Source organism: Arsenicicoccus sp. oral taxon 190 (assembly GCF_001189535.1).
Taxonomy (GTDB): domain Bacteria; phylum Actinomycetota; class Actinomycetes; order Actinomycetales; family Dermatophilaceae; genus Arsenicicoccus.
Genome location: NZ_CP012070.1, coordinates 2,555,870 through 2,577,581 on the forward strand (window position 1 = coordinate 2,555,870; position 21,712 = coordinate 2,577,581).

At 72.8% G+C, this 21,712-nt stretch carries 23 protein-coding genes; 14 read left to right on the plus strand and 9 right to left on the minus strand.

The features are described from left to right. From secF to ADJ73_RS11870, 4 genes are all read left to right on the plus strand, one after another. The gene (gene secF / locus ADJ73_RS11855; protein ID WP_050349426.1) at positions 1–1,233 is read left to right on the plus strand and encodes a protein translocase subunit SecF; all 1,233 of its coding nucleotides are present in this window, start codon (positions 1–3) and stop codon (positions 1,231–1,233) included. Positions 1,234–1,317: 84 nt separating this feature from the next. Further along, a complete protein-coding gene (locus ADJ73_RS11860; protein WP_050349427.1) occupies positions 1,318–1,809 on the plus strand; it encodes an adenine phosphoribosyltransferase in 492 nt (163 codons plus the stop codon). Positions 1,810–1,829: 20 nt separating this feature from the next. Further along, positions 1,830–4,238 carry a RelA/SpoT family protein gene (locus tag ADJ73_RS11865; protein ID WP_082176959.1) on the plus strand — a complete coding sequence of 803 codons (2,409 nt, stop codon included), beginning with the start codon at positions 1,830–1,832 and terminating at the stop codon, positions 4,236–4,238. Positions 4,239–4,249: 11 nt separating this feature from the next. Further along, positions 4,250–4,960, plus strand: a complete 711-nt coding sequence (locus tag ADJ73_RS11870) for a GNAT family N-acetyltransferase (protein ID WP_050348430.1) — start codon at positions 4,250–4,252, stop codon at positions 4,958–4,960. A gap of 9 nt (positions 4,961–4,969) precedes the next feature. Here the strand turns inward: ADJ73_RS11870 and ADJ73_RS11875 are convergent, their stop codons facing one another. From ADJ73_RS11875 to ADJ73_RS11905, 7 genes are all read right to left on the minus strand, one after another. Further along, positions 4,970–5,710, minus strand: a complete 741-nt coding sequence (locus ADJ73_RS11875; RefSeq protein ID WP_050348431.1) for a hypothetical protein — start codon at positions 5,708–5,710, stop codon at positions 4,970–4,972. Continuing rightward, positions 5,707–6,621 (minus strand): ABC transporter ATP-binding protein, encoded by a 915-nt coding sequence (locus ADJ73_RS11880; RefSeq protein WP_050348432.1) that lies wholly within the window; start codon positions 6,619–6,621, stop codon positions 5,707–5,709. The genes ADJ73_RS11875 and ADJ73_RS11880 overlap by 4 nt, the downstream gene beginning before the upstream one ends. After that, the gene (locus ADJ73_RS11885; RefSeq protein ID WP_050348433.1) at positions 6,618–6,815 is read right to left on the minus strand and encodes a PLD nuclease N-terminal domain-containing protein; all 198 of its coding nucleotides are present in this window, start codon (positions 6,813–6,815) and stop codon (positions 6,618–6,620) included. Before ADJ73_RS11885 ends, ADJ73_RS11880 begins: the two co-directional genes overlap by 4 nt. 15 nt (positions 6,816–6,830) lie before the next feature. Then, entirely contained in the window at positions 6,831–7,838 is a 1,008-nt protein-coding gene (locus ADJ73_RS11890) for a hypothetical protein (RefSeq protein WP_050348434.1), read from the minus strand. Next, the gene (locus tag ADJ73_RS11895) at positions 7,835–8,188 is read right to left on the minus strand and encodes a GntR family transcriptional regulator (protein ID WP_050348435.1); all 354 of its coding nucleotides are present in this window, start codon (positions 8,186–8,188) and stop codon (positions 7,835–7,837) included. Before ADJ73_RS11895 ends, ADJ73_RS11890 begins: the two co-directional genes overlap by 4 nt. A gap of 198 nt (positions 8,189–8,386) precedes the next feature. Continuing rightward, a complete protein-coding gene (locus ADJ73_RS11900) occupies positions 8,387–10,096 on the minus strand; it encodes a DUF349 domain-containing protein (protein ID WP_082176961.1) in 1,710 nt (569 codons plus the stop codon). Continuing rightward, positions 10,093–10,926, minus strand: a complete 834-nt coding sequence (locus ADJ73_RS11905) for a peptidylprolyl isomerase (protein ID WP_050349430.1) — start codon at positions 10,924–10,926, stop codon at positions 10,093–10,095. The genes ADJ73_RS11900 and ADJ73_RS11905 overlap by 4 nt, the downstream gene beginning before the upstream one ends. A gap of 38 nt (positions 10,927–10,964) precedes the next feature. Here ADJ73_RS11905 and ADJ73_RS11910 point away from each other — a divergent pair, with 38 nt between their 5' ends. From ADJ73_RS11910 to ADJ73_RS11920, 3 genes are all read left to right on the plus strand, one after another. Further along, the gene (locus tag ADJ73_RS11910) at positions 10,965–11,666 is read left to right on the plus strand and encodes an MBL fold metallo-hydrolase (protein WP_050348436.1); all 702 of its coding nucleotides are present in this window, start codon (positions 10,965–10,967) and stop codon (positions 11,664–11,666) included. A 6-nt stretch (positions 11,667–11,672) separates the two neighbouring features. Next, complete coding sequence (gene hisS / locus ADJ73_RS11915) at positions 11,673–13,043, plus strand: histidine--tRNA ligase (RefSeq protein ID WP_050348437.1); 1,371 nt, start codon at positions 11,673–11,675, stop codon at positions 13,041–13,043. Between the two features lie 213 nt (positions 13,044–13,256). Beyond that, complete coding sequence (locus tag ADJ73_RS11920) at positions 13,257–13,865, plus strand: DUF1648 domain-containing protein (protein ID WP_050348438.1); 609 nt, start codon at positions 13,257–13,259, stop codon at positions 13,863–13,865. 21 nt (positions 13,866–13,886) lie between these two features. Here the strand turns inward: ADJ73_RS11920 and ADJ73_RS11925 are convergent, their stop codons facing one another. Beyond that, complete coding sequence (locus tag ADJ73_RS11925; protein ID WP_050348439.1) at positions 13,887–14,435, minus strand: mycothiol transferase; 549 nt, start codon at positions 14,433–14,435, stop codon at positions 13,887–13,889. 143 nt (positions 14,436–14,578) lie between these two features. Between ADJ73_RS11925 and ADJ73_RS11930 the strand changes: the two genes are divergently transcribed. Continuing rightward, complete coding sequence (locus tag ADJ73_RS11930; protein ID WP_050348440.1) at positions 14,579–15,571, plus strand: helix-turn-helix transcriptional regulator; 993 nt, start codon at positions 14,579–14,581, stop codon at positions 15,569–15,571. Positions 15,572–15,666: 95 nt separating this feature from the next. On the opposite strand, the gene ADJ73_RS11935 is transcribed toward ADJ73_RS11930, so the two are convergent. Then, positions 15,667–16,296, minus strand: coding sequence for a hypothetical protein (locus tag ADJ73_RS11935; RefSeq protein ID WP_050348441.1), 630 nt, complete (start codon positions 16,294–16,296; stop codon positions 15,667–15,669). 148 nt (positions 16,297–16,444) lie between these two features. Between ADJ73_RS11935 and ald the strand changes: the two genes are divergently transcribed. The 6 genes from ald to scpB all read left to right on the plus strand — a co-directional run bounded on the left by ald (position 16,445) and on the right by scpB (position 21,710). Further along, positions 16,445–17,560 carry an alanine dehydrogenase gene (gene ald / locus ADJ73_RS11940; RefSeq protein ID WP_050348442.1) on the plus strand — a complete coding sequence of 372 codons (1,116 nt, stop codon included), beginning with the start codon at positions 16,445–16,447 and terminating at the stop codon, positions 17,558–17,560. A gap of 53 nt (positions 17,561–17,613) precedes the next feature. Continuing rightward, a complete protein-coding gene (locus tag ADJ73_RS11945; protein ID WP_253272563.1) occupies positions 17,614–18,507 on the plus strand; it encodes a site-specific tyrosine recombinase XerD in 894 nt (297 codons plus the stop codon). 21 nt (positions 18,508–18,528) lie between these two features. Beyond that, entirely contained in the window at positions 18,529–19,035 is a 507-nt protein-coding gene (locus ADJ73_RS11950; protein ID WP_156188220.1) for a hypothetical protein, read from the plus strand. A gap of 191 nt (positions 19,036–19,226) precedes the next feature. After that, positions 19,227–20,063: a ParA family protein gene (locus ADJ73_RS11955; protein ID WP_082177169.1), complete on the plus strand. Its 837-nt coding sequence runs from the start codon at positions 19,227–19,229 to the stop codon at positions 20,061–20,063. A 5-nt stretch (positions 20,064–20,068) separates the two neighbouring features. Further along, positions 20,069–21,073 carry a segregation and condensation protein A gene (locus ADJ73_RS11960; RefSeq protein ID WP_082176963.1) on the plus strand — a complete coding sequence of 335 codons (1,005 nt, stop codon included), beginning with the start codon at positions 20,069–20,071 and terminating at the stop codon, positions 21,071–21,073. Continuing rightward, complete coding sequence (scpB, locus tag ADJ73_RS11965) at positions 21,066–21,710, plus strand: SMC-Scp complex subunit ScpB (RefSeq protein WP_050348445.1); 645 nt, start codon at positions 21,066–21,068, stop codon at positions 21,708–21,710. The genes ADJ73_RS11960 and scpB overlap by 8 nt, the downstream gene beginning before the upstream one ends. Positions 21,711–21,712 lie beyond the last annotated feature (2 nt).

Sequence of the window (21,712 nt, forward strand, 5' to 3'; positions counted from 1 at the left end):
GTGTCAGACTTCGGTAACGACCTCTACACCGGTCGACGCGGCCTGGACTACGTCGGCCGCCGCAAGCTGTGGTTCCTGCTGTCCGGGATCCTGCTCGCCGTCTGCGTGGCCGGGCTCGCCGTCAAGGGGCTCAACCTGGGCCTGGAGTTCCGGGGCGGCTCGGAGTTCCGGGTGTCCCAGATCGCCGACCCGTCCTCCTTCGAGACCCGCGCCAAGCAGACCGTCGACACCGCCGCCGCCAAGGCCGGCGAGCAGGCCGGCAACGTGACCGTCACCAAGATCGGCGCCAACTCGATCCGCGTGCAGACCGAGAAGCTCGAGGAGGGCCCGACCCAGGCCGTCCGCAACGCCCTCGGCCAGGAGTTCAAGGTCGGCACGGACCAGGTCTCGAGCACCTTCGTGGGGCCGTCCTGGGGTCAGTCGGTGTCGCAGCAGGCCCTGCGCGCCCTGCTGATCTTCTTCGTCATCGTCTCGGTGGTGCTGGCGCTGTACTTCCGCACCTGGAAGATGTCGGCCGCCGCGATCATCGCGATGCTGCACGACATGGTCATCACGGTCGGCCTCTACACGCTGCTGGGGTTCGAGATCACCCCCGCGACGATGATCGGCTTCCTGACGGTCCTCGCCTACTCCCTCTACGACACCGTCGTGGTCTTCGACAAGGTCAAGGAGAACGTCCGGTCGGCCAGCCACACCGGTCGCCAGAGCTTCAGCCAGGCCGCCAACCTCGCCGTCAACCAGACCCTGGTGCGGTCCATCAACACCTCGATGATGTCGGTCCTGCCGGTCAGCGTCGTGCTGATCGTGGGCCTGCTCGTCATCGGGCCGGGCGTGCTGCTCGACCTGTCGCTGGTGCTGCTCGTCGGCATCCTGGTCGGCGCCTACTCCTCGGTCTTCATCGCCACGCCCGTGCTGGCGATGCTGCGCGAGGGGGAGCCGGGCCTGCGCGACCAGGCCAAGCGGGCGCACCGCTACCAGGAGGCGCGGGGCGGAGCCAACTTCTCCGGGGTGCTGCTGTCCGAGCTGGGCAGCCACGACACGCACAGCACGATGCTCGACCGCGCCGAGCCGGTCCCGGCCGGAGCCACGAGCGTCAGTATGCCGACCGCCCGTCCCGCCTCGCCGGCGCAGGAGCGCCCCGCCGGCGGTGGCCGCCGACCGCTGCACCCCAACGTCACGCAGGGCAGCGGACCGCGCAACCAGCCGCGACGCACCCCCCGCGCCAAGCGGTAGCCGGGTAGGTTCGGCCTCGTGACCACCGAGCAGAAGCTGCCCGACCAGCAGCTGCGCGACACCGCGCAGCTGGTCGCCGGCCTGATGCGGGACGTCCCCGACTTCCCGGCCCCCGGGGTCCTCTTCAAGGACTTCACGCCGCTGCTCGCCGACGGTGCGGCGCTACGCCGCCTCGTTGACGACGTCGCCCGTCGCTACCGCGGCCGGTGCGACGTGGTCGTGGGCATGGAGGCCCGCGGCTTCATCCTCGGCGCGGCCGTGGCCTACGCCCTCGAGGTCGGCTTCGTGCCGGTCCGCAAGGCCGGCAAGCTGCCCGGCGGGACCGTCTCGGTCGACTACACGCTGGAGTACGCCTCGGCCACCCTGGAGATGCACGCCGACGCGCTGCACCCGGGGCAGCGGGTGCTCGTGCTCGACGACGTCCTCGCCACGGGCGGCACCGCCGCGGCCACGTGCCGGCTGGTCGAGGAGTGCGGCGCCGTGGTCGCGGCCTGCGAGTTCGTCGTCGAGATCGACGCGCTGGGCGGGCGGTCCCAGCTGGCGGGACGAGAGGTCACCTCGCTGGTCCACGCCTGAGCAACGCCTAGGATGACGGGATGACCGACCAGGACGAGCTGCGCCGCACCGGACGCCACCGCGGCGACGTGGGCGCCTCCGCCCTGCGGGCGGAGCCGGACCCCACCGTCCCGGGGGGCGCCCCCGCCGCGAGCGCCGTCACGAGCGCTGCGGTCAACGAGCCCACGGTGGCGCTGCCGTCGCCGGCGCGGATGCGGGCGCGGTTCGCCAGGTTCGGCGGGCGGCAGTCGACCAACCCGGTGCTGGAGCCGATCCTGCGCTCGGTGCGCCTGACCCACCCCAAGGCGGACACCTCGCTCATCGACCGCGCCTACGTCGTGGCGGAGCGCTGCCACCGCGGGCAGCTGCGCAAGAGCGGTGACCCCTACATCACGCACCCGCTGGCGGTGTCGACGATCCTCGCCGACCTCGGCATGCCGCCCACGACGATCGCGGCGGCGCTGCTGCACGACACGGTCGAGGACACCGACTACTCCCTCGACCAGCTGCGGCGCGACTTCGGCGACGAGATCGCCCGCCTCGTCGACGGCGTGACCAAGCTCGACAAGGTGACCTACGGCGACGCCGCGCAGGCCGAGACCGTCCGCAAGATGGTCGTCGCCATGGCTCGCGACATACGCGTCCTGGTCATCAAGCTCGCGGACCGGTTGCACAACGCCCGGACCTGGCGTTACGTCTCGGCGTCCTCGGCGCAGAAGAAGGCGCGCGAGACGCTGGAGATCTACGCGCCGCTGGCGCACCGGCTCGGCATGAACACCATCAAGTGGGAGCTGGAGGACCTGTCCTTCGCGACGCTCTACCCCAAGGTCTACGAGGAGATCGAGCACCTCGTCGCCGAGCGCGCCCCCGCCCGCGAGGAGTACCTCGCCGGGGTCCGTGAGATCGTGCTGCACGACCTCGGGCAGGCCCGGATCAAGGCGACGGTGACCGGCCGCCCCAAGCACTACTACAGCGTCTACCAGAAGATGATCGTGCGGGGGAAGGAGTTCGACGAGATCTACGACCTCGTCGGGGTCCGGGTCCTCGTGGAGTCGGTGCGCGACTGCTACGCGGCGCTGGGGGCGATGCACGCGCGCTGGACCCCGGTGCCCGGGCGCTTCAAGGACTACATCGCGACGCCGAAGTTCAACATGTACCAGTCGCTGCACACCACGGTCATCGGCCCCGGCGGCAACCCGGTCGAGATCCAGATCCGCACCCACACGATGCACCGTCGGGCGGAGTACGGCGTCGCCGCGCACTGGAAGTACAAGGAGGACGCCCCGGGCGCCGTCACCACCAGCGACGAGGGCCAGACCGACATGTCCTGGCTGCGGTCCCTGGTGGACTGGCAGTCCGAGACGACCGACCCGGGGGAGTTCCTCGACAGCCTGCGCTTCGAGATCAACACCCAGGAGGTCTTCGTCTTCACCCCCAAGGGCGAGGTCATCGGCCTGCCCGCCGGGTCCACCCCCGTCGACTTCGCGTATGCCGTCCACACCGAGGTCGGCCACCACTGCATCGGCGGCAGGGTCAACGGTCGCCTCGTGCCGCTCGAGTCGCGGCTCGAGAACGGCGACGTCGTCGAGGTGCTCACCTCCAAGGCGCCCGACGCGGGCCCGAGCCAGGACTGGCTCAACTTCGTCAAGAGCCCGCGGGCGCGCAACAAGATCCGGGCGTGGTTCTCCAAGGAGCGCCGCGAGGAGGCGGTCGAGTCCGGCAAGGACGCCATCGCCAAGCAGCTGCGCAAGCAGGGGCTGCCGGCGCAGCGGCTCACCTCGGTGGAGTCGTTGACGGCGCTGGCCCGCGAGCTGCACTACGTCGACATCGCCGGGCTGTATGCCGCCGTCGGGACGGGCACCGTCTCGGCCCAGCATGTCGTGTCCAAGATGCTCGCCCAGGCCGGGGGCGAGGAGGGCGTCACCGAGGATGCCGCGGAGGCGGTGTCGCCGTCGCGGCGCACCCGCCGGGTGCGGGCCACCGACCCGGGTGTGGTCGTGGTCGGGACCGACGACGTCTGGGTCAAGCTGGCCAAGTGCTGCACCCCGGTGCCCGGCGACGACATCATCGGCTTCGTGACCCGCGGCCACGGCGTGTCGGTGCACCTGCGCGACTGCGTCAACGCCGCCGACCTGATGACCGAGCCGGAGCGGCTCATCGACGTGCAGTGGGCCCCGACCGCCTCGTCGGTCTTCCTGGCCCAGATCCAGGTGGAGGGCCTGGACCGGTCGCGGCTGCTCTCCGACGTCACCCGGGTCCTCGCCGACCAGCACGTCAACCTCATCTCCTCCAGCTCCTCGACCACGGCCAACCGTGTCGCGATCTTCAAGTTCACCTTCGAGATGGGTGACCCGGCCCACCTCGACCACGTCATGCGCGGGCTCCGCAAGGTGGACGGCGTCTTCGACGTCAGCCGCGTCGGGGGCGCCCGCAAGATGCCGCAGCAGTAGAAGGAAACCCCGTGCGCAGCAACGAGTTCGGTCAACCCATCGGCGACGACGTGTGGGGCTGGCACCCGCGGGCGCTGCCCCGCGACGTGCGGCTCGTGGGGGAGGAGGTCACCCTGGTCGACCTCACCGACGAGCACGTGCCGAGCCTCTACGAGCTGACCTGCGGGGAGGGCGACGAGGCGCTGTGGACCTACCTGTCGGCCGGGCCCTTCCGCACCACGACCGAGCTGGCGGCCTACGTCGGCAAGCTCGCCCACAACCCCACGACGATCCCGCTGGCCATCATCGGCAACGAGACCGGCCGCGTCGTCGGGACCGCGTCGTGGCTGCGCGCCGACCGCGTCAACGGCACCATCGAGGTCGGGTCCATCACCTTCTCCCCGCAGATGCAGCGCCACCGCGGCGGCACCGAGGCGATGTACCTCATGGCCCGGCACGCCATCGACGAGCTGGGCTACCGCCGCTACGAGTGGAAGTGCGACGACCTCAACGACGCGTCGCGGCGCGCGGCGGTGCGCTACGGCTTCACCTACGAGGGCACCTTCCGCAACGCCGTGGTCTACAAGGGCCGCAACCGCGACACCGCGTGGTACGCCATGACCGACGAGGAGTGGCGGCGGCTGCGTCCGGCATACGAGCAGTGGCTGTCCGCGGGCAACTTCGACGCCGAGGGGCGCCAGCGGACCCGCCTGTCCGAGCTGACCGCGGCTGCGCTGGCCTGACCCGCGGGGTCAGTGCCGGGGGAGCGGCTTGCGTCTCGCGACGAGCAGCCCGGTGGCGACGAGGGCCGCCGCGAGCGTCAGGGCGACCACGGCGGGCCGCCAGGGCAGCGCGTCGAGCAGGCCCGCCGGGGCCGCGGTCGGCACCCAGGGGCGCAGCGCGGGCACCGTGCCGAGCAGCGGCACCAGCACCATGAATGTCCCTGCCACGCAGGCGAACCCGGCCAGCACGCTGCGGCTCAGGACCGCCGCCACGAGCGCCCCTGCGCAGGCGAGGGTGAGGAAGGCCGCCCCCGCGGCCCAGCACCGGGCCAGGGCGGCCGGGCCGACCGGGGCGATGAGCACGGCCGTCTCGTATGCCGCCGCGCCGAGCCCCAGCGTGAACGCCGCGACCGCCGCGGCCGCGTTGACGACGAGGCGCGGGACGAGCTGGGCCACGAGGCTCGAGCGGGTGCGGTAGTAGACCGAGAGGGAGTAGCGGGCGTCGACGGCGCACGCGGCGACCGTGATGCCGGCCGCGACGAGCATCCCGAGGCCCCCCGCCTGGCCGAGATAGGCCGGCAGGGCCTGCTCGACGCTCGGGGGCGGCAGCTGGACCCGCGCGCCGCCGCTGCCGCCCATCCGCTCGAGGAGCTGCGGGCCGAAGCGCACGAAGACCGGTTGGGCGAGGCCGAGGAAGGTGAAGACCACCAGCAGGCTCACCAGCCGGGGGGTGCGGACGAGCCGGAGCCACTCCACGCGCCAGACGCTCATCGGGCACCTGCCTCTCGACGGTCATCGTCGGCGAGGAGGGCCACGAACGCCCCGTCCAGGTCGCTCGCCTGCATCACGCTGGACACGACCGGCACCCGCGCCTCGGCGAGCGCTCGAGACAGGTCGCGCAGCCCCGCGTCCACGTCGGCGTAGGTCACGGCGACCCCCACCGGGCCGTCCGGTGCCGCGCCCGTGACACCAGGCGCGCCGCGGAGGGCTCCCAGGAGGTGGGCCGCCGCCTCGCTCGAGGTGGTGCGCACCTGCCAGGTCGGCCGCAGCTGGGAGCCGAGCAGGTCCACCAACGTGCCCTGCCAGCGCAGCCGACCCTCGTGCAGGATCGCGACCGTGTCGGCGACCTGCTCGACGGCCGCCAGCGAGTGGCTCGAGATCAGCACGGTGCGGTCGCGGCCGAGCTCACGGACCAGGGCCAGCACGTCCGCCTGCCCGAAGGGGTCCAGGGCGGAGGTGGGTTCGTCCAGCACCAGCACGGGCGCGCCGGTGACGATGGTGGCGGCGAGGCCGAGGCGCTGCGTCATACCGCGGGAGAAGGCACCCACGCGACGACCGGCCGCGCTCCCCAGACCGCACCGGTCGAGCACCTCGCGGTCCTGCTCACGATCGCCCTCGGCGCGCGAGAGGGTGCGGGACTGGGCGACGACCTCGGTTGCGGTGAGCCAGGGTTCGTGCTCGGGGGTGTCGGGGCAGTAGGCGATGCGACCGCCGCTCTCGATGGTCCCGGTGTGCGCGCGGACGAGGCCGGTGAGGAGGCTGAAGAGCGTCGTCTTGCCCGCGCCGTTGGGGCCGATCAGGGCGTGGACACCACCCTCGGGGACGCGCAGGTCGACGTCGTGCAGCCCGACCCCGCCGCCGAAGTCGATGCCGAGCCGCTCGGTGCGCACGGCGAGGGTCACGGCCGGTGCTCCCGGCCGAGGAGCAGGTAGGCGAGGACGCCGGCCGGGAAGGACGCCAGGCACAGCACCGCCCACGCCCACCGGGGGAGGTATCTGGTGCTCGGGCTGCGGGCGATGTCCACCAGGCACCACACGACCAGCCCGAGGGCGAGCGCCGCGAGGGGTGCGAGGGCGAGAGCGGTCTGGGTGCTCATGCTGGCCTCCTGGGGTCAGACGCGGTGGGCGAGCTGGTCGAGCAGGGCGGCGCCGGTGTCGGCGTCGTCGACGGTGACGGTCAGGCGGCGGCCGGAGCGGCGGGTGACCCGCAGGGCGGAGCCGCCCCGCATGACCACGCCGAAGCCGTGGCCGGGGGCGATGCGGAAGCCCCCCCAGCCGCCATACTCCGCGGGGTTGACCTGCACGACCTCGGCGCCGGTCACGTCCTCCAGCGGGACCCGACCGCGCGGCAGGCCGAGCGGGGTGCGCCAGGTGAGGCCGCGCGCGTCGACCGTGACGCGGACGGAGGTGCAGGCGACGGCGAGGACGGCGATCAGCAGCGGCAGCCACAGCATGGTCCAGCGGCTCTGCAGGAGGAGCGTGACGGTGGAGACGACGACCGCGGCGGCGAGCACCCCACGCGCCCAGCCGGGGGCGACGCCGCGTGCCGTCCAGACCGCGACGGCGCCGGGCGCCAGCGGCAGCCGCCGCAACGGGCCGGTGGGGCGGTCCAGCCGCGGTCGTGCGGGGGCGACCCAGGCGGCGACGGCGCCGAGCGCGACCCCGGCGAGGACGCTGGGCTCGAGTGCGGCGGCGGGGAGCCGCGCCTGCCAGGCGTCGGTGAGGTCCAGGTGCGCGTGCAGCAGGATCACGTAGCCGCAGGTGAGGCCGGCGGTCAGCCCGACCAGCGACCCGACGTAGAGCCGGCTGGCGGTCCGGGGTGCCCATCGCGACGCGATCACGGCGAGGAAGGCGGCGGGCGGGACGACCAGGCCCAGCAGGGAGCTGACGACGGCCGCGGCGCGGGGCCGGACCGCCTGGGCGGCGCCGTCGGTGGCGAACTGGTGGGCGAGGTCGCCCGGCAGGCGCGACCACCACAGCACCGTGACGACCGCGACCGTGGCCCAGCAGAGGACGAGGGCCACGGAGGCGACGGTCAGCTGGCCGCGCCGGGCCCGGGCGTCCTGCTGAAGGGCGGCACGGTCTGCTCCAGCGTGGTCGGCTTCGGGGACGCGCGTCACGACGATGCCTCCTGGTCGAGCGCGGCGTGGATCTGGGGGAGGGTGAGGCCGTGCCGGCGGGCCACCTCGAGCAGCCGACGTGCGGCCTGCTCGATCTCGTGGCTGTCGAGGCCCTTGGCGGTGACGACGGCACCCCGCCCACGTCGCAGCTCGATGGCCCCCTCGTCGCGCAGCGTGGTGTAGGCCCGCAGGACGGTGTGCATGTTGATGCCCAGGCTGGCGGCAAGGTCGCGGGCGCCGGGCAGCTTGTCGCCCGGGCCCACGTCACCGCGCAGGATGGCGCCCCGGACCTGCGCCACGAGCTGCCCGTAGAGCGGCTCGGTCGACTCGGGGTCTATGGTGATCAACATGCCAACAATCTAGTTGTTCTAGAGCAACTCGAACAAAATAGTTCTAGAACTTTTGTCGGGGGCGCCGTCGGGCAGGCTGCGAGGGCGTATGCCGCAGGGCCCGCCCCTCGCGGGTGCGGGCCCTGCGCCGGTGTCGGCCTGGGTTCGACACGTCCGCCTGGGGTGCGAACCCAGGCGGAGGTGACTACCTGAGGGAGGTCAGGACTGGGCCTTGTGGACCATCTCGAGCAGCGCCCGGCGGGAGGCGAGGGACTCCTCGGCGGCCTTGATCTTCTTCTCGTCGCCGGAGGCCCTGGCCTTGTCGAGGGCCTTGTTCTCCTTCTCCAGGGCCCGCTCGATCTGCTCGGCGAAGGCGGTGGCGCGGTGGTTGACCTCCGGGTTGGACTTCTTCCACCGGGCGTCCTCGGCGTCCCGCACGGTCTGCTCGACCTTGCGCAGCTCGCCCTCGATGCGCCCCATCTCCGAGCGGGGGACCTTGCCGGCGGCGTCCCACTTGTCCTGGATGGTGCGCAGCTGGGCCTTGGTCGCCTGCAGGTCCTTGATCGGCAGCAGCGCCTTGGCCTCGGTGAGCAGCCCCTCCTTGACCTCCAGGTTGGCGCGGAACTCCTTGTCCTCCTCGGCCGCGATCTCGTCCTTGGCGTTGAAGAAGGAGTCCTGCGCCGCCTTGAACCGGGCCCACAGCGCGTCGTCGTCCTTGCGCCCCGCGCGGCCCGCGCGACGCCACTGGTCCATGAGCCGCTTGAACGCGCCCGCGGTGGAGCCCCACTCCTTGCTGGTCGCGAGCTTCTCGGCCTCGGCGACGAGCTTCTCCTTGGCCTCCTTGGCGTCGGACTGGGTGGACTCCAGCTCGGCGAAGTAGACCCGCCGGGCCTTGTCGAAGGAGTTGCGGGCGGCGGAGAAGCGCTGCCACAGGGAGTTCTCGGACTCGCGGTCGAGCTTGGCGGAGGAGCGCTGGTGCTTCTTCCAGTCCTCGAGGAGCTCGCGGATGCGCGCGCCCGAGGCCTTCCACTGCGTCTTGGCGGGGTCCTGGGCGGCGATCTGCTCGGCCTCGGCGACGATCGCCTCCCGCTCCGCGCGGGCCTGCTCGCGGGCGGCGGCCCGCTCGGTCGCCTCCACCTGCTTGCGGGCCTCGATCGCGGTGGCGATGGACTCCACCTTGGCGTCCAGCTCGGGCAGGTCGCCGACGACGTTGGCCTCGCCGATGTGCTCGCGCAGCGTGCCGAGGTCGTCGGACGCCTCCTTGGCGGACAGGCCCGTCTGCAGCACGCGGTGGTAGAGCAGGTCCGCGGCGGCCCACATCTCGTCGTACTTGCGCGCGAAGTAGGCCAGCGCCTCCTCGGCGGACGCCCCGGGGTAGGAACCCACGGGCTTCTCGCCGTCGGGGGTGCGCACGTAGACCGTGCCGTCCTCGGCCACGCGGCCGAAGCTCGCGGCGTTGCTCGGCGGCGCGGGGGTCGGGGCGGGTGCGGCGGCGGCCGGGGTGGCCGCCGGGCGCGCCGGGGGCCGGGGCATCGAGGCGGGCGTGGGTCGCGCGGCCGGCGGCGTGGGCCGGGCCGGCTCGGTGACGGGCTCGCTCGTCTCTGGGGCGTCGGCCGTGGGCTCGCTCGCCGCGGGCTCGCCTGTCTCCGGCTCGCTCGTCTCCGGTTCAGGGGTGGCGGGCTCGCTCGTCTCCGGCTCAGGAGTGGTGGGCTCGTCGGTCGTCACGCCCTCGCTCACGGACGTGGTCGCGGCGGGCTCGGCCTGCGCTCCCTCGCTGGTGGAGGTCTCGGCCGGCTGGTCGCCCGAGGTGGTCGGCTCGACCCCGGTCTCGGCGGGGGCCGCCTGGGGGGCCTCGGCCGACACCGCGGCGTCGGCCTCGGTGTCGACGGACGGGGTGGTCGGCTGCTCAGGCTGGTTGGACACGGTCATGCCTTCTTCTCTGTGACGGAGACCTTGAGGATGCTGATCGCGGTCTTCGGATGGCCGTCGCCGGGCCCGTTGGAGTCGTCGGACCCTGCGGCGGCGATGCGGTCCACCATATCCAGACCGGCGGTGACCTTGCCGAAGATCGTGTAGCCGCCGCCCTGCGTCGGCAGCTGGGTGTCCCGGTAGACCACGAAGAACTGGCCGCCGTTGCTCTGCGGGTCCTGGGTGCGGGCCATCGCCAACGTGCCGCGGGGGTAGACCCCGTCCGCAGGCGCGTGCTCGATGCCGAAGCCGTAGCCCGGGCCGCCCGAGCCGGTCCCCGTGGGGTCGCCGCACTGCAGCACGTAGATGCCGGAGGCGGTCAGCCGGTGGCACGGGCTCGGCGCCCAGTAGCCCTCCCGCGCGAGGTGCAGGAAGGACGCCACGGTCTGCGGGGCCGTGCGGCCGTCCAGCTCCACGGTGATCGGTCCGCAGGTCGTCTCGAGGGTGGCGACCCAGAACTTGCCCGCGGCGGTCGCGCGGTCCGGGACGGTCCCGAAGGTCTTGGGGGTCGCCTGCGGCGCCGGGGCGGGGGTGCAGTGCAGCCCCGCGGCGGTGCCCGTGCTTGCGGGAGGTCCTGCGGAGGCCGAGGAGCGGGCGTCCGGCATACGGGCATCGTCCTTGCCGCGCATCGCCAGGGCGACCCCGGTGACCAGGGCGAGCACGATCGCCACCGTCGCGACCACCGCGAGCAGCTGCCGGCGGCGTGCCGCCCGTTGCGCCTTGGCGACCCGCGCCGCCTGGACCTTCTCGTGGCGGCGCCGTGCGCGGGCCCGCTCCTGCTCTCTCGTCACCCGCACGAGTGTAGGGACCGGCCGACTAGGCTGACCTGGTGCTCGTACTCGCATTCCCCGCCCAGGCGTTCGGGACCAACTGCTACGTCGTCGCCCCCGCCGCGGGCGAGCAGGCGCTCGTCGTCGACCCCGGCATCGGTGTGGTCGACCAGCTGCGCGAGGTGCTCGCCGAGCACCGGCTCAAGCCCGCCGCGGTGCTGCTCACCCACGGCCACCTCGACCACGTCTTCTCCGTGACGCCGGTGTGCACGACGGGCGACGACGCGGACCTTGCCGCCTACATCCACGCCGACGACCGCTACCGCCTGCAGGACCCGGCGGCCTCCCTGGACCCGCAGCTGGTGGCGATGTTCGAGCAGCAGTTCGGCGCGGCGTGGACCTGGCGCGAGCCGCCGGTGGTCGAGCAGGTGCGCGACCACCAGCACCTGGACCTCGCAGGCCTCGGCGTCGACGTGCTGCACGCACCCGGGCATACCGAGGGGTCGGTGATGTTCACGCTCCCCGGCGCGCCCGACGGTGTCCCCGTCGAGGCCTCCAGCACCGTGCTGGCCGGGGACGTGCTCTTCGCCGGCTCCATCGGACGCACCGACCTGCCCGGCGGCGACCACGACGCGATGATGCGCAGCCTGCGCGAGGTCGTCCTGCCGCTGCCCGACGACGCCCTCATCCTCCCCGGCCACGGCCCCGCGACCACCATGGTCCGCGAGCGGGCCGCCAACCCCTACCTCACAGGACTCTGACACCACATGAGCACCAAGATCGCCCCGCTGTCCGGATTCCCCGAGTGGCTGCCCGCCGAGCGCGTGGTCGAGCAGGCGTTCCTCGACATCATCCGCGAGACCTTCGAGCTGCACGGCTTCGTGTCGGTCGAGACGCGCGCCGTCGAGCCCGTGTCCCGCCTGCTCGGCAAGGGCGGGGACGCCGACAAGGAGATCTACGGCGTCCACCGCCTCGCGGCTGACGGCGACTCCGGCGCCGACTCCGGCGCCGGCGCCGACGGCGATCCCGACAAGGCCCTCGGGCTCCACTTCGACCTGACCGTGCCGTTCGCGCGCTACGTCCTGGAGAACTCCGGCAAGCTGACCTTCCCCTTCCGCCGCTACCAGATCCAGAAGGTCTGGCGGGGGGAGCGGCCGCAGGAGGGGCGCTTCCGGGAGTTCACGCAGTGCGACATCGACATCGTCGACGCCGGCTCCCTGGCCGCGCACTACGAGGCCGAGATGCCGCTGGTCATCGCGGACGTCTTCAGCAAGCTGCCGATCGGCGACTACCGGATCCAGGTCAACAACCGCAAGATCCCCGAGGGCTTCTACCTCGGCCTCGGCCTCACCGACATCGTCGGGACGCTGCGCATCGTCGACAAGCTCGACAAGATCGGGCCGGAGGGCGTCACCGAGCTGCTGGCGGAGGCCGGCGCGACGGACGACCAGATCGGGCAGTGCCTCTCGCTCGCGGAGATCTCGTCGACGGACACGTCCTTCGCCGACCGGGTGCGCGCCCTGGGCGTCTCCCACCCCACCCTTGACGAGGGGCTGGCCGAGCTGACCGCGGTCATGGAGGCGGCCATGGCGCAGCGACCCGGCGTGCTCGTCGCCGACCTGCGCGTCGCGCGCGGCCTGGACTACTACACCGGGACCGTCTACGAGACCCAGCTGGTCGGCCACGAGTCCTACGGCTCGGTCTGCTCCGGTGGCCGGTATGACGCGTTGGCCTCCGACGGGCGCACCACCTACCCCGGTGTCGGGATCTCCATCGGCCTGTCCCGCCTGCTCGCCCGCCTCGTGTCGACCGGGGCGGTCCGGGCCTCGCGCCCGACGCCGACCTGCGTGGTCGTGGCGCTGGGTGTCGAGGAGGACCGTCCGCGTGCCCTGGCCGTGGCCGCCGAGCTGCGTGGGCGCGGCATCGCCACCGAGATCGCGCCCAGCGCAGCGAAGTTCGGCAAGCAGATCAAATTTGCGGACCGGCGCTCGATCCCCTTCGTGTGGTTCCTCGGGGCCGAGGGGGACTCGGACTCCGTGAAGGACATCCGCTCAGGGGAGCAGGTCGACGCCGAGTCGGCCACCTGGACCCCGCCCGCCGAGGACCTGCGGCCCGTGCTGGAACGCGTCGAGGGCTGAGCGTCCTCGCCCGAGTCGGGCGGCCGGGGCGACCACGACGTGCCCCAGGGGTGTGGTTGTGGTCGTTCTGGGGTGCTGGGGCGACCACAACCTGTCCCGGGGGTGTGGTTGTGGTCGTTCTGGGGTGCTGGGGCGACCACGACGTGCCCCTGGGTGTGGTTGTCGTCGGCAGGCGGTGATGAGGCCGGCGGGCGGGCGGCATACAGTGCCCGTATGACGATGTCCGGGGGGACGTGGCAGCAGCAGGAGCAACGACGCCAGGCCGTCTCCCGAGAGGCCCGCACCCTCCCGCGCGAGCCGTCGTCCTGGGGACCGCGGCTCGCGCTCGGGCTCGCCACCGTCGCCTGGCTCGCAACGCTCGTGTGGCTGGTCGCCACGCTGCCCGAGCGGGTGCCGACGCACTGGGGCACCGGACCGGCCCCCGACGGCTGGTCCAGCCGCGCGTCGGCGCTCGCGATGTCGGCGCTGCTGCCGCCGGCGGTCGCCTACCCGATGATCTGGCTGTCCCGGCTGGCGCTGGTCTGGCCGGACGGGATCAACGTGCCTCACAAGGAGTGGTGGCTGGAGCGGCCGCGGCGGCTGGTGAGGTTCGAACGGCTGGTGCGCGAGGACATGATGCTGGTGTCGGCGGCCACGGTCGGGCTGCTCGCGGCCGCCGACGTGCAGATCGGGGTCGCCGCGCACCGTCCCGGCGGCGAGGTGCCGGAGTGGACCTTCCCGGTGACGCTGGTCGGCTTCCTCGCGGTCATCGGCGTGGTCGTGGCCCGGATGGGTCTCGGACGCCGATACCGGCCCCGCGACGACGACCCCGATCTGGAGTGAGGGGCGGGCGGCCGGCGTCCGTCACGACGCCGCGGGGTCCCACACCTCCCGCCCGGCGGCGCGCGCCTCGAGGTCAGGGACGAGCCGGCCGTCGAGCTGCTCTCGCAGGATGTCGGCGTGGCCGGCGTGCCGGGCGAGCTCCTCGACCAGGTGCAGCATCTCGTAGCGCCGAGTCCCCATCATCGCCGGCAGCCCGTCCCACGGCGCGGGCGGCTGCAGCGACTCCTCGTCCGGGTCCGAGCGCAGCGTGCGCTCGCGGCAGGCCGCCCGCCAGTGGTCCAGCTCGGCCAGGACCTCGGCGAGGGTGTGCCGCTCGTCGAACGCGAACGAGTCCATGAACGCGTGGTAGCCCGCCTCGTCGATCTCACCGGAGCGCCCGCCCTCGGCATGCTGGCGCAGGACATAGGTGACGTGGCGCAGCAGTCCGCCCAGGCACAGCTCGCTGCGTGCCGGCCGCTGCCGCGCCTGGTCGTCGGTCAGGTCGGCCGCGCTGGCCCGTAGCGCGTCGACCTGGGAGTCGGCGTAGCCCGCGAGCATGTGGACCTCGGGGTCGGTCGTCGGTGCATACATCAGCGGATCTCCTTGTCGGTTAGGGTGTCTCGGTGGTCGTAGAGGTCTCGGACCAGGGCGATCTCGGCGCCGTGGGTGGATGGCTCCACGGTCTCCACCCATGCGGACACCTTCTGTCCGCGATCTCCGGCAGGATGTGCCGTATGGCGGACACCACCGCGCGGGCGCTGCGCCTGCTGTCCCTGCTCCAGTCCCGGCCGGTGTGGAGCGGTCGGGAGCTGGTCGACGAGCTCGCCGTCACCGACCGGACGCTGCGGCGCGACGTGCTGCGGCTGCGCGACCTCGGCTACCGGGTGGAGTCCACAGCCGGCTCCGGCGGGGGATATCGCCTGGTCACGGGGCGAGAGCTGCCGCCGCTGCTGCTGGAGGACGACGAGGCGGTGGCGCTCGGCGTCGCGCTGCGGCTGGCCACCCAGGCGACGGTCGAGGGCATCGAGGAGGCGTCGGCGCGGGCTCTCGGCAAGCTCGAGCAGGTGATGCCCGCGCCGCTGCGCGAGCAGGTGGCAGCGCTGCAGACGACGACGGTGACGCTGCCGGCCGGGGGCGAGCGGGTCGACGTGGGGGCCGTCACCGCGCTGTCGTCAGCGGCCCGGGGCCGGCTGCAGGCGCGGTTCGGCTACCGGACGCGGACGGGCCGGCAGGGGGAGCGGCGCGTCGAGCCCTACCACCTCGTGGTGGCCGGGCGCCGGTGGTACCTCCTGGCCTTCGACCTGGACCGGGACGACTGGCGCGTCTTCCGCGTGGACCGCATGTCGCGGATCCACGTCACCACCTGGCGGTTCGTGCCGCGCGACTGCCCCGACCCGGCCGAGCACGTCCAGCGGTCCATCGGCGTGGAGGGGTACCGCCACCGCGTCGTGGTGCGGCTCGCCGCCTCGGTCGAGCAGGTCCGCGAGCAGGTGCCCGCCACCATGGGCACGGTCGTCCCGGACGGGCCCGACCACTGCGTGCTCACCGCGGGGGCGGACGACCTGGCCGCCGCGGCCTGGCACGTCCTGCGCCTGGCCGACGAGGTGGAGGTGCGGTCACCGCCGGAGCTGCGCGAGCACCTGGCCGTCCTCGCGGCGCGAGCCGCCGGCGCGGCCGGCCCAGCGGCCCACAGACAGGTCACACCTGCCACGTCTGAGCGGATCTGACGTGGCATTCGTGACCGATCTGTGCGGGGCCGACGCTCGACGAGCCGGCCGGGCGCCGCAGCGCCAGCCGCAACCACAGCCGCCCTCCGGTCGCGTCAGCGCGGCGGGGCCGCCGGCGTGCCGGCAGGGGGCCGCAGCCCGTGGTGCGCGAGCTCCAACACGGCGAGCTGCCGCACCACCTCGGGGTCGCGCCGCCGCCAGGCGCCGGCCGGGTCGTCGCTGATCCGCGCCAGCACCGGCAGCGGTTGCCCGGCGATGGCCCGCAGCGCGAAGAGGTCCAGGTCGGCGTCGGCGTCCACGAACCGCTGCGCCGCCGCCGACCGCCGCGCGAACGCCACCCGGCGCCATACCCACAGCAGCCCCACCACGAGGATCGGGATCGCCGCGAGCAGCACGCCGAGCAGGGTGGCGACGTCGTGGATGCGCTGCACGAGGTCCGCGGAGGAGCGCGCGATGCCGTCCCCGGTGCCCGACGCCCGCTCGAAGGGCACCTGCAACCGGTCGCCGACCAGCGGGACGTCGCTCACCGACGCCCCCGCCTCCCGCAGCGTGCGGCTGAGGTCGGTGGCCCGGCCCTCGATCCCCACGACCGGCTCGGCCAGGGCCACCACCATGTCGTGCACCAGCCGGCCGACCCACACCCACACGGCGATCCATGCCAGGAGCAGCAGGTCGCCCAGCACCTGGGCGAGGCGGCGGGAGGGGGTCTCGGCATACAGGCTCATGCGCCCCAGTGTCCCTAGACCCACCCCCGATGGGCGCACGACATGGCCGTGGCTAGACTCGTGGATGCGAGGCACCTGGCCACCGCCACGGTGCAGGGAGCAGGAGCGATCGGGGCCGACGGCGTCCCCGGATATGACAGGAGCAGTCATGAAGGTTGGCATCCCCCGCGAGATCAAGAACAACGAGTTCCGGGTGGCCATCACCCCCTCGGGCGTCCATGAGCTGGTGGTGCACGGCCACGACGTCGTGGTCGAGAAGGGCGCCGGGCTCGGCTCGTCCATCACCGACGAGGACTACACCTCCGCCGGCGCCACCATCATCGACTCCGCCGACGACGTGTGGGCCCAGGCCGACATGATCCTCAAGGTCAAGGAGCCCATCGAGGCCGAGTACCACCGGATGCGCGAGGGTCAGACGCTCTTCACCTACCTGCACCTGGCCGCCGACCGGCCGCTGACCGAGGAGCTCAAGAAGCGCAAGGTCACCGCCATCGCCTACGAGACCGTGCAGCTGCCCGACCGGTCGCTGCCGCTGCTCGCGCCTATGTCCGAGGTGGCCGGCCGGCTCGCGTCCCAGGTGGGCGCCTACTACCTGATGAAGACCAACGGCGGCCGCGGCGTGCTGATGGGCGGTGTCCCGGGCGTGCAGGGCGCCAACGTCGTCGTCCTCGGTGCCGGCGTCGCGGGCCTCAACGCCGCGCAGATCGCCGTGGGCATGCACGCCCGCGTGAAGATGCTCGACATCAACGTCGCGCGGCTGCGCTACCTCGACGCGATCTACCACGGGCACATGCAGACCATCACCTCCAACGCCCTCGAGGTCGCCAACGCCATCCGGGAGGCCGACCTCGTCATCGGTGCGGTCCTGGTGCCCGGCGCCAAGGCCCCCAAGCTCGTGTCCAACGAGCTGGTCTCGCAGATGCGCCCCGGCTCGGTGCTCGTGGACATCGCCATCGACCAGGGCGGCTGCTTCGAGGACTCGCGGCCGACGACCCACGCCGACCCGGTCTTCACGGTGCACCGGTCCACGATGTACTGCGTCGCCAACATGCCGGGGTCCGTGGCCAACACGTCGACCTACGCCCTGACCAACGCCACGCTGCCCTACGCCGTCGCGCTCGCCGACAAGGGCTGGCGCGACGCGCTCAAGGGTGACCACGCGCTGGCGCTCGGCCTCAACACCTACGACGGCGACGTCACCTTCCACGGTGTCGCCGAGGCCTTCGACATGGAGTGCGTCGAGCTCGACGAGGTGCTGCGCTGACGCCGGAGCGCGCCATCCGCGGGTGGCTGGACCACCTGACCGTGGAGCGGGGCGTGTCCGCCAACACGCTCACGTCCTACTCCCGGGACATGCGCCGCTACCAGGACTACCTGCAGCAGCGAGGCGCCCCCGACATCGCCCAGGTGCGCGAGGAGGACGTTGCGTCCTTCCTCGCGCACCTGCGCACGTCGGCGCCGGGGGAGGGCGACGCTCCCGCCCGGCGGCCCTTGTCGGCGTCCTCGGCGGCTCGCACCCTCATCGCGGTCCGCGGGCTGCACCGCTGGCTGCTCCTCGAGGGGGTCACCGCCGTCGACCCGGCCCGGGAGGTGCGCCCGCCGGCGACCGGCACCCGGCTCCCCAAGGCGATCGGCATCGGCGAGGTCGAGCGGCTGCTGGACGCGGCCTCGGTGGGTGACCCTCCCGAGTCGTTGCGCGACCGGGCGCTGCTGGAGGTGCTCTACGCCACCGGCGCCCGCGTGTCGGAGGCCGTCGGGCTGGACCTCGACGACCTCCCCGGCGCGGACGTGCCGGACGACGAGGCCGTGGTCCGGCTGCTCGGCAAGGGCGGCAAGGAGCGGCTGGTGCCCCTGGGCTCGTTCGCGCGCGAGGCGCTCTCGGCGTATGTCGTCCGCGCCCGCCCGACCCTCGCGGCCAGGGGATCCGGCGGGGCTGCGGTCTTCCTCAACCAGCGCGGACGACGGCTGTCCCGACAGAGCGTGTGGGCCGTCCTCCAGGCGACCGCCGCCCGCGCCGGGCTGAGCGAGCACGTCTCGCCGCACACGCTGCGGCACTCCTTCGCGACCCACCTGCTCGACGGGGGCGCGGACGTCCGGGTCGTCCAGGAGCTGCTCGGCCACGCCTCGGTCACGACGACGCAGATCTACACGCTGGTCACCGTGCAGCGACTGCGAGAGGTGTATGCCGAGTCGCACCCGCGGGCCCGGTGAGGCGCCGCTAGCCTGAGGGGTGTGATGCTGCCCGAGTGGTTGGTGTGGTGGGCGCTGCCCCCGGCGCAGCGGTACCTCCGTCGCCGCTCGCCGATGCCACCGATGGGCACCGAGCTGCCGCGCGGGTCGGCGCCATACGTGCCGCTCACCGAGGAGCCGCTCGACGCCGCGGAGCTGGCCCGGTGGCAGGCGGACCACCCGATGCCCGAGCCGGACGAGGCGGACCTCGAGCGGGAGAGGCGTGACGCGGACGCAGCCCGTGCCCGCTGGAGCCCCCGGGCCAGGGAGTGTGCGGAGCAGGTCGTCCGCACCGGTCGGGGGAGCGTCGACGACGTGCCGGGGGTGGCGCTCGAGGCGCGGCTCGCGAGGTTCTGGTGGGGGAGCTCCGTGGTCGAGGTGGAGGCCTGGAGCCTCGACGGGTCCGCCGGGAGCAGCTGTGCCGCCGTCGTCGCTCGTGGCTCCGGTCCCGACGTGGTCGACGAGGTGGCGCTGCAGGTCGCCGTGGCGCTGGCGCAGGTCGCCACGTGACCGAAGTGTGATCACGCACCGTGGTCACGGTAAGGTCACGTCTGACTGATCTGCGCGACGCAGACCGCCGCACGAGCGTGGGAGATGATCGACCGGTGAGCCACCCGGACCAGACCCAGCCTCAGCCGAGCACCTACGAGTCGCCGCGTCACGACGTCCTCCCCGGGACCGACGGGGTCTTCGAGGGGACGATGGGCCCGACCGGTCGGCCGATGGTTGACTTCCCGGAGCCGCCGCCGCTGACCAGCCACGGCCCGGCGCGCGTGATCGCCATGTGCAACCAGAAGGGTGGCGTCGGTAAGACCACGACCACCATCAACCTGGGGGCGGCGCTGGCCGAGCTCGGGCGCAAGGTGCTGATGGTCGACTTCGACCCGCAGGGCGCGCTCTCCGTCGGCTTCGGGATCCGCACCAACGACCTCGACGTGACGATCTACAACCTGCTCGTCGAGCGGGGCCTGGACGTCCGCGACGTCATCCAGCCCACCCGCACCGAGGGCGTCGACGTGGTGCCCGCCAACATCGACCTGTCGGCCGCCGAGGTCCAGCTCGTCGGCGAAGTCGCCCGCGAGCAGATCCTGGCGCGGGTGCTGCGGCCGGTCATGGACGACTACGACGTCATCCTGATCGACTGCCAGCCGTCCCTCGGCCTGCTCACCGTCAACGCCCTCACCGCGGCGCACGGCGTCATCATCCCGCTGGAGTGCGAGTTCTTCGCCATGCGCGGCGTGGCCCTGCTCGTGGAGACGATCGAGAAGATCATCGACCGGCTCAACCCGCGCCTGCAGATCGACGGCATCCTCGCGACCATGTACGACGGCCGCACCCTCCACTCGCGAGAGGTCGTCCGCAGCGTCGTCGACCACTTCGGCGACGTCGTCTTCCACACCGTCATCTCCCGCACGGTGAAGTTCCCGGACGCGACCCTGGCCGCCGAGCCGATCACGTCCTACGCGTCGGCGCACAGCGGGGCCGAGGCCTACCGCCGGCTGGCGCGGGAGCTCATCGCGCGCGGTGGTGCCGCCTGAGCGTCATGACCGACGCCTCGGCCGCGAGCACCCCGGGAGGGGTGATCACCCGCCGCGCTGCGGCCACCCCCTTCGAGGTGCACCTCGCCAACTTCGACGGGCCGTTCGACCTCCTGCTGGGTCTGATCAGCAAGCACAAGCTCGACATCACCGAGATCGCGCTGGCGACCGTCACCGACGAGTTCATCGCTCACATCCGCGCCGCTCAGCGGGCCGCCGAGCAGGGCGGCCAGGACTGGGACCTGTCCCAGGCCTCGGAGTTCCTGCTCGTCGCGGCCACCCTGCTCGACCTCAAGGCGGCCCGGCTGCTGCCGAGCGCGGGGCCGGACGACGAGGAGGACCTCGCCCTCATCGAGGCCCGCGACCTGCTCTTCGCCCGGCTGCTGCAGTACCGCGCCTACAAGCAGATCGCCGGCACCTTCGCGGACCGTATGGCGACCCACGGCCGGATCACCCCGCGGCAGGCGGGGCTCGAGCCGCAGTTCGCGTCGCTGCTGCCGGAGCTGGTCATGACCATCACCCCCGAGCAGCTCGCCATGATCGCGGCGCGGGCGCTGACACCGAAGGAGCCGCCGACGGTCGGGCTGGCCCATCTGCACGCCCCCCAGGTGTCGGTGCGCGAGCAGGCCGCGCTCGTCGTCGGTCGGCTGCGGTCGCGGGGGACGATGTCCTTCCGGTCCCTGGTGGCCGACGCCGACTCGACCCTGGTCATCGTGGCGCGGTTCCTGTCGCTGCTGGAGCTCTTCAAGGAGGCCGTGGTCGCCTTCGAGCAGGCCGAGCCGCTCGGTGAGCTGGACGTCCGGTGGACCGGCGAGGACCGCGAGGACGTGCAGATCCAGGGTGAGTTCGACGAGGGGGACGAGCCGCCACCGGTGGTGGAGGGCGAGTCGGTGACGGACCGCGACGGTGCCCCGTCGGAGGACGAGGAGCGCGCGATGGCGGTGCAGTGGCTGCGCGACGGCGGCATACGTGCTGGTCAGACGACCGGAAAAGGTGAGAGGCATGACTGACTCTCAGGTAGAGGTCGACGGTCTGGAGGCTTCCGATCAGGCTCAGGTCGAGGTGGAGGTCGAGGCGCGGTTCGACATGCGGGACTTCCCGGCCGGGCTGCGCGGCGCGCTCGAGGCGGTCCTCATGGTGGTCGAGGAGCCCATCGACGAGCCCACCCTCGCCGCGGCCCTCGAGGTGCCGCAGGACCAGGTGCACGAGCAGCTCGTCGACCTGGCGCGGGAGTACGACGAGGGAGCCCGCGGCTGGCAGCTGCGGGCCTTCGCCGGCGGTTGGCGGGTCTACTCCCGGCCGGACTACGCCCCGGCCGTGGAGAAGTTCCTGCTCGACGGCCAGCGGGCCAAGCTGACCCAGGCCTCGCTGGAGACCCTCGCCGTCATCGCCTACCGCCAGCCGGTGTCGCGGGCGCGGGTCAGCGCGGTCCGCGGGGTCAGCGTCGACGGCGTGATCCGGACCCTCATGACGCGCGGCCTCATCACCGAGACCGGGCACGACGAGGCGACGGGAGCGGTGCTCTACGGGACCACCCCCTACTTCCTGCAGCGGATGGGCCTCACCAGCCTGGACGAGCTGCCGGCCCTGGCGCCGTACCTGCCAGACTCTGACATCCTCGACGAGATCGCAGAACAGGGGCGTTGACC